At 61.1% G+C, this 12969-nt stretch carries 11 protein-coding genes; 5 read left to right on the forward strand and 6 right to left on the reverse strand.

All coding sequences use genetic code 11. The features are described 5' to 3' along the window. Positions 1-73: 73 nt before the first annotated feature. Entirely contained in the window at positions 74-2467 is a 2394-nt protein-coding gene (locus SB753_RS28265) for a penicillin-binding protein 1A (protein WP_020070600.1), read from the forward strand. 92 nt (positions 2468-2559) lie between these two features. Here SB753_RS28265 and cyaY read toward each other — a convergent pair whose 3' ends face one another. Next, a complete protein-coding gene (gene cyaY / locus SB753_RS28270; RefSeq protein ID WP_204523689.1) occupies positions 2560-2877 on the reverse strand; it encodes an iron donor protein CyaY in 318 nt (105 codons plus the stop codon). 35 nt (positions 2878-2912) lie between these two features. Between cyaY and SB753_RS28275 the strand changes: the two genes are divergently transcribed. Both SB753_RS28275 and lysA read left to right on the forward strand, forming a co-directional pair. Further along, positions 2913-3269, forward strand: a complete 357-nt coding sequence (locus tag SB753_RS28275; protein ID WP_027779505.1) for a lipoprotein — start codon at positions 2913-2915, stop codon at positions 3267-3269. Positions 3270-3278: 9 nt separating this feature from the next. Continuing rightward, positions 3279-4541, forward strand: coding sequence for a diaminopimelate decarboxylase (lysA, locus tag SB753_RS28280; RefSeq protein ID WP_410803001.1), 1263 nt, complete (start codon positions 3279-3281; stop codon positions 4539-4541). Between the two features lie 84 nt (positions 4542-4625). Here the strand turns inward: lysA and msrQ are convergent, their stop codons facing one another. From msrQ to SB753_RS28305, 5 genes are all read right to left on the reverse strand, one after another. After that, a complete protein-coding gene (gene msrQ, locus SB753_RS28285; RefSeq protein ID WP_204523688.1) occupies positions 4626-5327 on the reverse strand; it encodes a protein-methionine-sulfoxide reductase heme-binding subunit MsrQ in 702 nt (233 codons plus the stop codon). A gap of 11 nt (positions 5328-5338) precedes the next feature. Continuing rightward, positions 5339-6334, reverse strand: a complete 996-nt coding sequence (gene msrP, locus SB753_RS28290; RefSeq protein WP_410803021.1) for a protein-methionine-sulfoxide reductase catalytic subunit MsrP — start codon at positions 6332-6334, stop codon at positions 5339-5341. 184 nt (positions 6335-6518) lie between these two features. Then, positions 6519-7730 (reverse strand): c-type cytochrome biogenesis protein CcsB, encoded by a 1212-nt coding sequence (gene ccsB, locus SB753_RS28295; protein WP_027805035.1) that lies wholly within the window; start codon positions 7728-7730, stop codon positions 6519-6521. Between the two features lie 4 nt (positions 7731-7734). Beyond that, positions 7735-9933: a cytochrome c biogenesis protein ResB gene (locus SB753_RS28300; RefSeq protein ID WP_020070593.1), complete on the reverse strand. Its 2199-nt coding sequence runs from the start codon at positions 9931-9933 to the stop codon at positions 7735-7737. 116 nt (positions 9934-10049) lie between these two features. Continuing rightward, positions 10050-10703 carry a c-type cytochrome gene (locus tag SB753_RS28305; RefSeq protein WP_088176469.1) on the reverse strand — a complete coding sequence of 218 codons (654 nt, stop codon included), beginning with the start codon at positions 10701-10703 and terminating at the stop codon, positions 10050-10052. Between the two features lie 216 nt (positions 10704-10919). Between SB753_RS28305 and yihA the strand changes: the two genes are divergently transcribed. Both yihA and hemB read left to right on the forward strand, forming a co-directional pair. Beyond that, on the forward strand, positions 10920-11573 hold the full coding sequence (yihA, locus tag SB753_RS28310) for a ribosome biogenesis GTP-binding protein YihA/YsxC (RefSeq protein ID WP_020070591.1): 654 nt from the start codon (positions 10920-10922) through the stop codon (positions 11571-11573). A 264-nt stretch (positions 11574-11837) separates the two neighbouring features. Then, complete coding sequence (gene hemB, locus SB753_RS28315) at positions 11838-12836, forward strand: porphobilinogen synthase (RefSeq protein WP_027805034.1); 999 nt, start codon at positions 11838-11840, stop codon at positions 12834-12836. Positions 12837-12969: the final 133 nt, after the last annotated feature.

Below are 12969 nucleotides of genomic sequence, written 5' to 3' on the forward strand. Positions count from 1 at the left end.
GAACTGTCGGTAAGCACGCCGAAAGCTGAAAAGCTGGGCGGCTATAATCGCGGGACTGTTTTTTGGTGCCTATATGCAATCCACGTCTCCCACGTCTCCGCCGCCCGCGCCGCAGAAGCGCAAACGCCCGTTGTGGCTCAAGCTCCTGCTGGGCTTTTTCGGGTTGATCGTCGCGGGCATTGTGTGCGTGCTGCTGGTGGTCGGCTATGCGCTCGTCGTGGCCACGCCCAATCTGCCCTCGCTCGACGCGCTCACCGACTACCGGCCGAAAGTGCCGCTGCGCATCTATACCGCCGACCATGTGCTGATCGGCGAATTCGGCGAAGAACGGCGCGACATCGTCCGCATTCAGGAGGTCCCCGACAGCCTGAAGAAAGCCGTGCTCGCCATCGAAGACGCGCGCTTTTACGACCATGGCGGCGTCGACCTGACCGGTATCGCTCGCGCCGGTATCGTCGCGCTGACCAATGGCCATGCAACGCAAGGTGCAAGCACGATCACGATGCAGGTCGCGCGCAACTTCTTCCTTTCAAGCGAGAAGACGTACACGCGCAAGATTTACGAGATGCTGCTCGCCTACAAGATCGAGTCGAAGCTTTCGAAAGATCAGATTCTCGAGGTCTACATGAATCAGATCTATCTCGGCCAGCGCGCGTACGGTTTCGCGAGCGCGGCGCGCGTGTACTTCGGCAAGGACATGAAAGATCTGACGCTCGCGGAGTCCGCCATGCTGGCGGGCTTGCCGAAAGCGCCGTCCGCATATAACCCGGTGGTGAATCCGAAGCGCGCGAAGGTGCGTCAGGAATACATTCTTCAGCGCATGTACGAACTGCATTACATCAACCAGCAGCAGTACGACGAAGCGAGCCGTCAGGCTCTTGTCGTAAAGGGCGCTGGCAAGGAATTCAGCGTGCACGCCGAGTACGTGGCGGAAATGGTGCGGCAGATGATGTACGCGCAATACCGCGAGGAAGCTTACACGCGCGGTCTCAACGTGGTCACCACGATCGACTCCGCGGATCAGGACGTCGCCTACCGCGCATTGCGCAAAGGCTTGATGGACTATGAGCGGCGCCACGGCTATCGCGGCCCCGAAGCGTTCATCAATCTGCCGTCCGACGCGGACGACCGCGAGCAGGCCATCGACGACGCCTTGCTCGAACATCCGGACAATGGCGAAATCATTGCGGCGGTTGTGACAGCGGCGAGCCCGAAGCAGGTGCAGGCGACGTTCATCGACGGCAATGTGGCGACCGTTCAGGGTGACGGCCTGCGCTTTGCACAGTTCGCATTGAGCGCACGCGCTCAGCCGAACCAGCGCGTGCGGCCCGGCGCAATCGTTCGCCTCGTCAAGAACGACGACGGTCAGTGGGCAATCACGCAATTGCCGCAAGTCGAAGGTGCGTTTGTTTCCGTGGTGCCGCAAGACGGAGCGATCCGCGCGCTCGTCGGTGGCTTCGACTTCAACAAGAACAAATTCAACCATGTCACGCAGGCATGGCGTCAGCCGGGCTCGAGCTTCAAGCCGTTCATTTATTCCGCGTCGCTTGAAAAAGGGCTTGGACCGGCAACCGTGATCAACGACGCGCCGCTATTTTTCAGCGCAGCGGAGACCGGCGGCCAGGCGTGGGAACCGAAGAATTACGGCGGCGGCTTCGACGGTCCGATGACCATGCGCACCGCGTTGCAGAAGTCCAAGAACCTGGTGTCGATCCGCATCCTCAACCACATTGGTACGAAGTATGCGCAGCAGTACATCACGCGCTTCGGGTTCGATGCGGACCGTCACCCGGCTTATCTACCCATGGCGTTGGGCGCGGGTCTCGTCACGCCGCTGCAAATGGCGGGCGCATTCTCGGTATTCGCGAACGGCGGCTATCGGATCAACCCGTATCTGATCGCCGAAGTCACCGATCCGCGCGGCGTCGTAGTCGCGCATGCGCAACCGCTCGTCGCCGAGCAAAGCGCGCCGCACGCCATCGAACCACGCAACGCCTATGTGATGAACAGTCTTCTGCAGAGCGTCGCGCAGCGCGGTACCGGCGCCAAGTCGAACGCACTCAAGCGCACGGACCTCGGCGGCAAGACGGGTACGACGAACGATTCGCGCGACGCGTGGTTCGCCGGTTATCAGCACACGCTCACCGCGATCGCGTGGATCGGCTACGACAACCCTCGCAGTCTGGGTGACAAGGAAACCGGCGGCGGCCTCGCGTTGCCGGTCTGGATCGAGTACATGGGACGCGCGCTCAAAGGCGTGCCGGAGTACAAGATGCCGATGCCCGACGGAGTGACCGAAGTCGGCTCAGAACTGTATTTCGACGAGTTCACGCCGGGCCACGGTTTCGTTGGGACGGTCGGCATCAGTCAGGCGGCACTCGACGAAGCAAGCGCTGCGTCCGCAGCACCGGGACAAGTCGGCGAGCAGGAGAAGCAGGACATCATGAATCTGTTCCGCGGGCACTAACGCAGCGCACTGCATGCCGCAAAAAAGCCGCCGCGCAGATCCTGCGCGGCGGCTTTTTGTTTTGTTAAGCGTCTAACCGCTCGATGTTGGGTTCAGGCCTCGAAACGCACCGGCTCGCCGGCCTGCTCCGTCGCGTACTCGGACAGCGCCGCGAAAAACTCGTTGCCGCTGCGCGTGTCGCGCCACTCGCCATCGACAAAACGGTAGTGGAAACCGCCCGCTTTCGCGGCTATCCAGATCTCGCTCATCGGCGGTTGCAGATTCACAATGATCTTCGAGCGATTCGCGAATTCGAGGGTCAGCACGTTGCCGCTGCGCTCGAGCTCGATGTCGGCCTCGGTGTCGTCCAGCGCGCGTTCAATGGCGGCTAGCGCGGCCTCTGCACGGGTCAGGTAATCACTATCGGACATGCTAAACTCCATCGATTATTTATTCAGGGACAGTCATGCGAGTCGTATCTCGGATGCGCGCGGCGGCGCCCGGCCGCGCGATTGTAGCGGGTTTAGCCATTCTCGCAGGTTGCGCACTCGGTGGCTCGCTCGCCGGCTGCGGACAACGCGGTTCGCTCTATTTGCCTACCGTGCCACCTTTGCCGGAAAAGCCCATCGACCGTACACAGCCGCCGTCTCCTGACGAAGTACAACCCGGCGCCGAAACCGCGTCCGACGCAGACTCCATTCCTGACACTTCCGGCACGCCGCTCTCGCTCGCGCCCGCGAACGAACTGTCGGCGTCTCCTTCATCTGCTGGTTCCGCTGCTTCGGCTTCGCAGCCCGCTTCCGCCGCCACTCCCGTTCAATAAGACCTCCGCATGACTCGACCTGCATTTGACTACGTCAACGGCGTGCTTCACGTCGAAGGCGTGTCCGCCGTTTCGCTCGCCGAACAGTTCGGCACGCCGCTTTATGTGTACTCCCGGGCCGCGCTCACCGACGCGTGGAACGCGTACGCAGGCGCGTGCGCCGGGCGTCGCGCGAGCGTGCACGTGGCCGTGAAGGCCAATAGCAATCTCGCGGTGCTGAACGTGTTCGCGCGTCTCGGCGCGGGCTTCGACATCGTGTCGGGCGGCGAACTGGCTCGCGTGCTGGCGGCCGGCGGCAAAGCGGAAAACACCGTGTTTTCCGGCGTCGGCAAACACGCGAGTGAGATGCGCGAGGCACTCGCGGCGGGTGTGAAGTGCTTCAATGTCGAATCCATTCCGGAACTCGATCGCCTGAACACGGTGGCCGCGGAAATGGGCAAGATCGCGCCCGTCTCGCTGCGCGTGAATCCCGACGTCGATGCGAAGACGCATCCCTACATCTCCACTGGGCTGAAGTCGAACAAGTTCGGCGTCGCGTTCGAAGATGCACGCGCCACGTATCAGGCGGCCGCAGCCATGGCGAACCTTGAGGTTGTCGGCATCGACTGCCATATCGGCTCGCAGATAACCGAGATCGCGCCTTATCTGGACGCGGTAGACAAGCTGCTGAAACTGGTCGAACTGATCGAGAAAGACGGCATTGCAATTCGTCATATCGACGTAGGCGGCGGCCTCGGCATCACCTACGACGACGAAACGCCGCCGGACATCGGCGAATTCGTACGCACGGTGCTCGATCGCATCGAGGCGCGCGGTCACGGCCACCGCGAGGTGTATTTCGAGCCGGGCCGCTCGCTAGTTGGCAATGCGGGCGTGCTGCTCACGCGAGTCGAATTCCTGAAGCCCGGCGCTGAAAAGAATTTCGCTATTGTGGACGCGGCAATGACCGAACTCGCCCGGCCGGCGATGTACGAGGCGTACCACGCTATCGACGCCGTTGTTGAGCGCGACGTCCCCGCTCATGTGTACGACATCGTGGGACCGGTATGCGAAAGCGGCGACTGGCTGGGGCGCGAACGGCTGCTTTCCGTCGAGCCCGGCGATTTGCTCGTGATTCGCTCGGCAGGCGCCTATGGCTTCGTGATGAGCTCCAACTACAATACCCGCCCGCGTGCAGCGGAGGTGATGGTTGATGGTACACAAGCGCATGTAGTTAGGGCGCGAGAAGAAATCCAGCAGCTGTTCGCGGGCGAAACGGTTTTGCCGGCGTAACCAGCGTCGCAAGTTCGCTTCAAGTAAAAAAGGCGATGCCATTGCGGCATCGCCTTTTTTACTAGCGCTTACGCTCGCGCGCAGTCAGCGCGGCTTTAACTTGCGCCGCTCGCGTACCCACACAATCAGACGCCAACCCAGCAGCGCCAGCATGATCGCGCCGTAGATCTTCGGCAGGATCAGGTCGTGCTTGCCCGCTTTCATCCACCAGAAATGCAGAATCGCCAGCGCGCCAATCACGTAGATCGCGCGGTGCAACGTCTGCCAGCGGCGGCCGAGCTTGCGCACCATTGCGCGCGGCGACGTGGCGGCCAACGCGATCAGCAGCACGAACGCTGCAAAACCCACAGTAATGAACGGCCGCTTGCCGATGTCCTTGACGATCTCCGCCACGTCGAACCATTTGTCGAACCAGAGATAGGTCGCGAAATGCAGCGTCGCGTAGAAGAACGCGTATAGCCCGAGCATGCGGCGAAACCGCACGAACGCCGCGATGCCCGTGAGCCGGCGCAGCGGCGTCACAGCCAGCGTGATGCAGAGGAACACGAGCGTCCAGAGGCCCGTTGAGCGCGTGATGAACTCGATCGGGTTTGCGCCGAGCCGGTCGGTCACGCCGAACAACACGATCCGCGCCAGCGGATACCACGCCGCGATGAACACCGCGATTTTCGCGGGCACGACCCAGCGCGAGCCAGCGGCGGGACGCTTGGCCGGCGCCGTAGCAGGCGCATTGGCTCGCGGCGCGCTATGCCCGGTACGAGTGACAGATTGGGTATCGGAAGCCATCGTCATGTCGCTCAGAAGTTCTTCTTCAGGTCCATGCCCTGATAAAGAGACGCCACCTGATCGCCGTAGCCGTTGAACAGCAGCGTTTTGCGCTTGGGCGTGAAAAAGCCGTCTTCAGCGATGCGCCGCTCAGTCGCCTGACTCCAGCGCGGATGGTCGACATTCGGGTTCACGTTCGAATAAAAACCGTACTCGCTCGACGCATAAGTGTTCCAGCTCGTCGCGGGCTGTTTCTCGACAAAGCGGATTTTCACCAGCGACTTGGCGCTCTTGAAGCCGTATTTCCACGGCACCACCACGCGAACCGGCGCGCCGTTCTGGTTGGGCAGCACCTGACCGTACACACCCATGGTGAGCAGCGTGAGCGGATTCATCGCCTCGTCCATACGCAAGCCTTCGGAGTATGGCCAGTCGAGTATAGGCGTGGAGAGTCCCGGCATCTGCGACGGGTCGGCCAACGTAATGAACTGAACATATTTCGCGTTGCCTGTCGGCTGCACGCGCTTGATCAGTTCGGCGAGCGGCACGCCGATCCACGGGATCACCATCGACCAGCCTTCGACGCAACGCAGCCGATACACGCGCTCCTCGAGCGGCGCGAGCTTGAGCAGTTCGTCGATGTCGTAGACCTTCGGGTTCTTGATCTCGCCTTCGACACTGACCTTCCACGGCCGCGGACGCAATGTTCCAGCGTTATGCGCCGGATCGGACTTGTCGGTGCCGAACTCGTAGTAGTTGTTGTACGTGGTGATGTCCTTGAACGGCGTGATCTTGTCCAGCGCGACGAACTTCGCGTTCGTTTTGGCCGCGAGTTTCTGCGCTTTCGGATCGGTCGACGTGTAAGCCGCCAGTGCTTCGCCGTTCACGCCGATCAGACTGCCGAGCGCCAGCGCGCCTGCGGCCTGCAGCACGCGCCGCCGGTTCTCGAAAATGTGCTGCGGCGTGATTTCGCTGCGAGCGATATCGTCGCCGGTAAGTTGAATCCTGTCGCTTCGCTTGATCCACATCATGCTGCTCCTTGCCGGCCGCCGCCTCAGACATCTGACGGGGCCAGGGTGATGATCGCTCGTCGGGCCATCTATGCGTACTCACATGGACGAACACATTTGGCGCGCAAATATTCCGCTGGCCATAAAAAAACCGCCGGTGCGAAACACGCGGCGGTTCTTTGTCGCTTGGGAACAGCGGAAATTACAGTTTGCCGTAACTATGCAAGCCCGACAGGAACATGTTCACGCCAAGGAACGCAAAGGTCGTGACGAGCAGGCCGGTCAGCGCCCACCACGCGGCGACCGCGCCGCGCAAGCCTTTCATCAGACGCATATGCAGCCAGGCTGCATAATTCAGCCAGACGATCAGCGCCCACGTTTCCTTGGGGTCCCAGCTCCAGTAGCCGCCCCACGCTTCTGCCGCCCACAACGCGCCGAGAATCGTCGCAATCGTGAAGAACGCGAAGCCTACGGCAATCGACTTGTACATGACGTCGTCGAGCACTTCGAGCGCCGGCAGGCGATCGGCCAACATGCCGCGCTCCTTCGCCAGATAAGCGACTGCGACCATTGCCGACAAGGCAAAGCTGCCGTACCCGATGAAGTTCGCCGGCACGTGGATCTTCATCCACCAGCTCTGCAGCGCCGGAACGAGCGGCTGGATCTGCTGCGCGTCGCGGGCGACCGAATACCACATCAGGAAACCGACGGCGGCGCTGATCACGAGCAGCACGAACGCACCGAGCGCGCGCGTGTTGTAGTGCTGTTCATAGTAGAGATAGAACAGCGCAGTGATCAGGCTGAACAGCACGAAGACTTCGTACAGGTTCGAAATGGGAATATGGCCGACGTCCGCGCCGATCAGATACGACTCGTACCAGCGCACCATCAGACCGACGAAGCCCATCAGCACGGCGGCCCATGTCATTTTCGAGCCGATCGCGGCGCCGGTGGGCGAGCGCGAGAGCAGGCCGATCCAGTAGAAAACGGTGGCGAACACGAAAAGCGCGCTCATCCACAGAATCGCGGACTGGCTCGACAGGAAATACTTCAGGAAGAAGGCGTTGTCGGCCCGGCTCAGATCGCCGTGATAGATCTGGATGGCCAGCAGCGACAGTGCCGCAATGCCCACCATCAGCGGACGCACGGGCTTCCAGCGCCAGCCGAGCACGACGAAGACCGGCACCGCGCACACCAGCACCAGTTTGTCGTAGTAATTCATGAACGGGTAATAGCGCGACAACGCGAATCCGGCGCCCGCGACCATGGCGAGAGCGAATAGCCAGTCGACGATGCCAAGCCGTTTCAGGAACGGCCGCTCGTCATATTGGGCAGCGTTGAACGCTTCGTCCGCAGACGCCTTGGGGGGCCGGGCGGATGAAGGGGAAGATGAGGAAACCTGAGTCAAGTCCATGGTATTACCGGGTCGAATCTTGTGAGCTTGCGGACGGCGTGCCGGCGTTGCCGGACGATGCATCGGTGAGCTTCGCGCCCAACGCGGCGCCAACCGCGTCGCGCGTCTGAACAAATTCTTTCTCGAAGTCGAGCGTTTTGCGCGCGCTCGACATGGCCATCACGACATTGGTACCCTGCTCAGTATCTTTGAGCCAGAACCACAGGCGCCGTTCGCGGACGTAGAACATCGAGAAGATGCCCAACACGAGAAGCAGGCTGCCAAGATACACGACTTTTTTGCCGGGTGCGCGCGTCAGCTGAAATACCGAGGCTTGCACCTGCTTGAACGAGTCGAGCTGCAAGTAGACCGGCGATCCATACAGGAAGCTGTCGGATATCGCATTGATCGAGCTTTGCACGAAGCGGCTCGAATCCGCGTTGGCCTGCGCCTCTGGCTCGCCGACTTGCTGGCGCGACAGTTGCCAAAGGTCCCACATCGAGCCTTCGAGCATGCGCAGCAACAGCCCTGCCGCCTTTTCCTGCTCGCCCTTCGGCACCGAATGGTCGATAAATCCGGCGATCGCCTGGAAGCCGCCGACCGGCTGACCGTTCGGCATTTTGACGGTGTTGTCCGCGCCCGCAAAAAGGGTCAGCACGCGCAGCGCGCTTTCTTCCAGATGCTGCTGCAATTCCGTGTTCGCTTCGGGCACCGAGCGCTGGGCGAAGCGGTGAGCGGCTTGCGCGCGCATTCCAGGGTTCTCGAGCGTTGCGCGCAGGTTCATCCAATCCTTGACGGTTCCGCCGCTGTCGGCGGGAATGCGCAGATAGCGGAACGGGTCGTCGGGATTCAGGCGCATGCCGGCAAGGAAGAATCGTTCCCCGGCAACCGCGACCGGCAGCATGTAGTTGTTGTACTCGCGTGCCTGGCCGTCCTTGTCGCGTACCTTGTACTGCACCGACGGGCCGACGTTATGGAGGTCGAGCGGCTTGGACGTCTTCGCGCCCGAGCCGAGCCGCTCGTCGAATGCTTCCTTCAGCGAGCGGTGGGCGGCGACGCCGCGGGCGTCCGTCTGGCCGCTGCCATTGGAAATGTTCTCTACGTTGATCGCGCGGAAGTCGGTGAACTCGACGGTCTGTCCGTCGGCAAGCGACGTGGCCGAACTCAACGGCGCATTGCCTCCGATCGTGCCGCCGAAAGGCGCGGTTTTGGCGCTTGGGCCTGTCATCGGATAGGCCGTCATCTGCATTTGCGAGCCGCCGTCCTGGAAGCTCGATTGATAGATCGACACGCCGTCGTATTCGAACGGCTTATTCACCTCGATACGAGCCGGCACGCGCGCGCCGGTCTTGTGATCTACCACGACGATGTCGCTAGCGAACAGCTTCGGCATGCCCGTCGAATAATAATCGACGATGAATTTCTGTAACTCGATCGAAAACGGCAGGTCCTGGATCAGCGAGCCGTCCGGCTGGTTGAGGATCGCGGTGGACACGTGCTGCCCTTCCGGCACCCATGCGTATCCGCGGAACGTCGGATTTGATTGCGACAGGCGATGCTCCGGCGGGATGTCGTTGATTACGGTGTTCGCGCGAATCGGCGATTTGTCGAACAGCCACATTTGCAGTTTGATCGGCAGATTGCTGTCCAGCAGCCCGCCAAGGCAGATCACCACGATCGCAATGTGCGCGGAAATGTAGCCGAGCTTGGTCAAGGCGCCGCGCTTGGCCGCGATCAGCGTGGCGCCGTCCGACTCGCGCGTGACGAACTTGTAGCCGAGCTTGGCGGACAGTCTGGCGAGCACTGCCGACGTCTGGGCACGCGTGCCGTGCACCGCGAATTCGCCCTTGTGATGGAACGCGCGGAGGCTGGCTTCGCGGACCTTGTCTTTCCAGCTCTTCGTGTCGGCAATCATTTTCGGCGCGTTGCGGATCACGCACAGCGACACCGACACCATCAGAAAGCCGAGAATCAGCATGAACCACCACGAGCTATAAACCGTGTAAAGGCTTAGCGCGCGGAAGATATCCGCCCAGAACGGGCCGAACTGGTTGACGTAATTGGGATAGGGATCGTCCTGCGTAAGGACGGTGCCGATAATGCTGGCGATCGACAGGATCACGAGCAGCGCAATGGCAAAACGCATCGAACTCAATACTTCGACAACGTTGCGCACGATGCGATTGCTCGACTTCGACTGCAAACCCGACGTGGTGACGCTCATTCATACTCCGACTGAACAGCAAAAAAGGGTGAAGGGCGACCGTTGACACGACGCCCCCACCCTTTTCTTGTTTTTTACCGGCCTCGGCGGGCCGGTTGCAATTGCGCGCGGGCCTCTTAGTGCAAGCCCGCGATGTAATCGGCCACAGCTTTGATCTCGCTGTCCGACAGACGCGATGCGACAGCATGCATCGCCTCGTTGTTATTGCGCGCTCCGGGGCCCTGCGTGAACGCGTTCAACTGCGCCACCGTGTATTCAGCCCATTGGCCGGACAAGCGCGGATATTGCGACGGAATACCCTGACCCGTGGGCCCGTGACAACTGGCACAGGCCGGCACGCCCTTGTCCGCGATGCCGCCTCGATAAATCTTCTGCCCGAGCGGCACCGTGTCCTTGTTGTGCGCATAACCGGGCTTTGGAGCCTGCGCCGCGAAGTAGGCTGCGACGTTGACCATATCCTGGTCGGACAGCGCGGCCGCCATAGCCGTCATGATCGCATTGTTACGCGCGGGCTGCTTGGCGCCGGGCTGCGGCTTGAAATCCTTGAGTTGCTTGACGAGATAGTCGGGATGCTGGCCCGCCAGTTTCGGGTATGCGCCGCCGGCACTGTTGCCGTCTGCGCCGTGACATGACGCGCAAACCTGCACTGCGATTGCCTGCCCCCGATTGACGTCCGGCTTTGCCGGATCTGCTGCTCGTGCCTGAATTGCCAAACTTGAAAGACCTGCTGCTACATGAAAAACCATCAGAGCCTTGCACAGTCGATTCATTCGCACACCCTGTCTCGTCTTGTGGATTTTAGAGGTTTTGCACAATACGACGGCGACCCGAGTGACCGCCAGGAGCCGCCGAGGCACGCGGGCTGGCCCCCTCAGGTTTTCAGTAAACCATCGTATTGTACAATAACTCGCTAATCGCTAAGACGCCAGTCGGGCTTGACCCGTCCCCACTCCGGGTTCCCCGGCGTCTCGAAATCTGGCCTGATCATGTCCTTCCTGCTCCACCAATCCCGCTTTTTCACGACCGTCAATCACCTTCGTGATCTGCCGGCCACCGCTCAGCCCGAGATTGCTTTTGCCGGGCGCTCGAATGCAGGCAAGTCGACGGCCATCAATATCCTGTGCAACCAGAAGCGGCTCGCATTCGCAAGTAAGACACCGGGACGCACCCAGCACATCAATTACTTCTCCGTCGGCAAGGCGGACGAACCCACGGCCCATCTTGTCGATCTGCCCGGCTACGGCTATGCGGAAGTGCCCGGCGCAGCCAAGGCTCATTGGGAGGCGCTGCTTTCCACGTACCTGCAATCGCGGTCGCAATTGCGCGGCATGATCCTCATGATGGACTCGCGTCGGCCGCTGACCGATCTCGATCGGCGAATGATCGAATGGTTCGCTCCGACCGGAAAGCCAATCCACGCGCTGCTCACCAAATGCGACAAATTGACGCGTCAGGAAAGCGTGAATGCGTTGCGCGCGACACAGAAGGGTTTTGACGAATATCGTGCCGCAGGCTATCAAGGCGAGCTGACGGCGCAACTCTTTTCCGCGCTCAAGCGGGTCGGCATCGACGAAGCTCACGAACTGATTGAAAGCTGGCTGATCCCCGAAACGAAGGGCGCAACCGACGCCGCACAGTAACCTCGCGGCGTGTTTGCTGAAAGCCTGAACGCGCTCTTTCCGCCGCCCATAAAAAAACCCGCCGCTTTAACGGCGGGTCAAACAGCCTAATCGAAAAACGACAGGCACCCGCTCAGGGAGGAGAAGCGGGGAGGTCAGCGCCAAGCGCCTTGCTCGATCGGTATGATATACCATTGTCTTGAAAAGTTTCCGTGAGCGGCCGCCGGCTCCCGAGCACCTCTCTGGGCACTGTCCTACGTCAAGACATCCACGATCTTCAATTCCATGAGCTTCTACCCGCACTATCGTCCTCGCCGCATGCGCCGCGACGACTTCTCGCGCCGCCTGATGCGCGAGAACATCCTCACCACCAACGATCTGATTTACCCCGTTTTTGTAGTCGAAGGCACTAACGTGCGGCAAGCCGTGCCGTCGATGCCTGGCGTCGAGCGGGTTTCGGTCGACTTGCTGATGAAAGTCGCCGAGCAATGCGTCGAGCTCGGCGTACCGGTGCTGTCGCTGTTTCCGGCGATCGAACCGTCGCTCAAGACACCCGATGGCCGCGAAGCGACCAACGCCGCTGGTCTGATCCCGCGGGCGGTTCGCGAGCTGAAGAAGCACTTCCCGGATCTGGGCGTTCTCACCGACGTCGCGCTGGATCCGTACACGAGCCACGGCCAGGACGGCGTGCTCGACGAAAACGGCTACGTGATTAACGATGAGACCGTCGACATCCTGATCGAACAGGCACGCGCGCAAGCTGAAGCCGGCGTAGATATCGTCGCGCCTTCGGACATGATGGACGGCCGAATCGGCGCCATCCGCGAAATGCTGGAAAGCGAGGACCATGTCCACACGCGGATCATGGCTTATGCGGCCAAATTCGCGTCCGCGTTCTACGGCCCGTTCCGCGACGCCGTGGGCTCCGCGACGAACCTCGGCAAAAGCAACAAGATGACGTACCAGATGGACCCCGCCAACTCCAACGAGGCGTTGCGCGAGGTGCAAGCGGACATCAACGAAGGCGCCGACATGGTCATGGTCAAGCCGGGCATGCCATACCTGGATATCGTGCGCCGGGTGAAGGACGAGTTCCAGTTCCCGACCTACGTCTATCAGGTCAGCGGCGAATACGCGATGCTGAAGGCAGCGGCTCAGAACGGCTGGCTGGACCACGACAAGGCGATGATGGAATCACTGCTCGCCTTCAAGCGCGCGGGCGCGGACGGCATTCTCACGTATTTCGCGCTGGATGCAGCGCGGATTCTTCGCTCGCAGAAGTAGTTGCGCCGCGCCTGGCGGCAGCTATCTCGTCTGGCTGGGACTGAGTCGATTCATGTGCGAGTTCAGCAGGGGCCAGAACGCAAAACGGAGGCGGACTTTTGGTCACGCCTCCGTTTTTTTATCCACTCGCGGT

Source organism: Paraburkholderia sp. SIMBA_053 (assembly GCF_046534895.1).
In the GTDB taxonomy this organism is placed as follows: domain Bacteria; phylum Pseudomonadota; class Gammaproteobacteria; order Burkholderiales; family Burkholderiaceae; genus Paraburkholderia; species Paraburkholderia caledonica.

Excerpts from the sequence above, each read along its gene's own strand:
- msrQ (WP_204523688.1), bottom strand. The coding sequence starts at position 5,327 with ATGGCTTCCGATACCCAATCTGTCACTCGTACCGGGCATAGCGCGCCG.
- msrP (WP_410803021.1), bottom strand. The coding sequence starts at position 6,334 with ATGTGGATCAAGCGAAGCGACAGGATTCAACTTACCGGCGACGATATC.
- lysA (WP_410803001.1), top strand. The coding sequence starts at position 3,279 with ATGACTCGACCTGCATTTGACTACGTCAACGGCGTGCTTCACGTCGAA.
- yihA (WP_020070591.1), top strand. The coding sequence starts at position 10,920 with ATGTCCTTCCTGCTCCACCAATCCCGCTTTTTCACGACCGTCAATCAC.
- SB753_RS28305 (WP_088176469.1), bottom strand. The coding sequence starts at position 10,703 with ATGAATCGACTGTGCAAGGCTCTGATGGTTTTTCATGTAGCAGCAGGT.
- SB753_RS28275 (WP_027779505.1), top strand. The coding sequence starts at position 2,913 with ATGCGAGTCGTATCTCGGATGCGCGCGGCGGCGCCCGGCCGCGCGATT.
- SB753_RS28300 (WP_020070593.1), bottom strand. The coding sequence starts at position 9,933 with ATGAGCGTCACCACGTCGGGTTTGCAGTCGAAGTCGAGCAATCGCATC.
- cyaY (WP_204523689.1), bottom strand. The coding sequence starts at position 2,877 with ATGTCCGATAGTGATTACCTGACCCGTGCAGAGGCCGCGCTAGCCGCC.
- SB753_RS28265 (WP_020070600.1), top strand. The coding sequence starts at position 74 with ATGCAATCCACGTCTCCCACGTCTCCGCCGCCCGCGCCGCAGAAGCGC.
- hemB (WP_027805034.1), top strand. The coding sequence starts at position 11,838 with ATGAGCTTCTACCCGCACTATCGTCCTCGCCGCATGCGCCGCGACGAC.
- ccsB (WP_027805035.1), bottom strand. The coding sequence starts at position 7,730 with ATGGACTTGACTCAGGTTTCCTCATCTTCCCCTTCATCCGCCCGGCCC.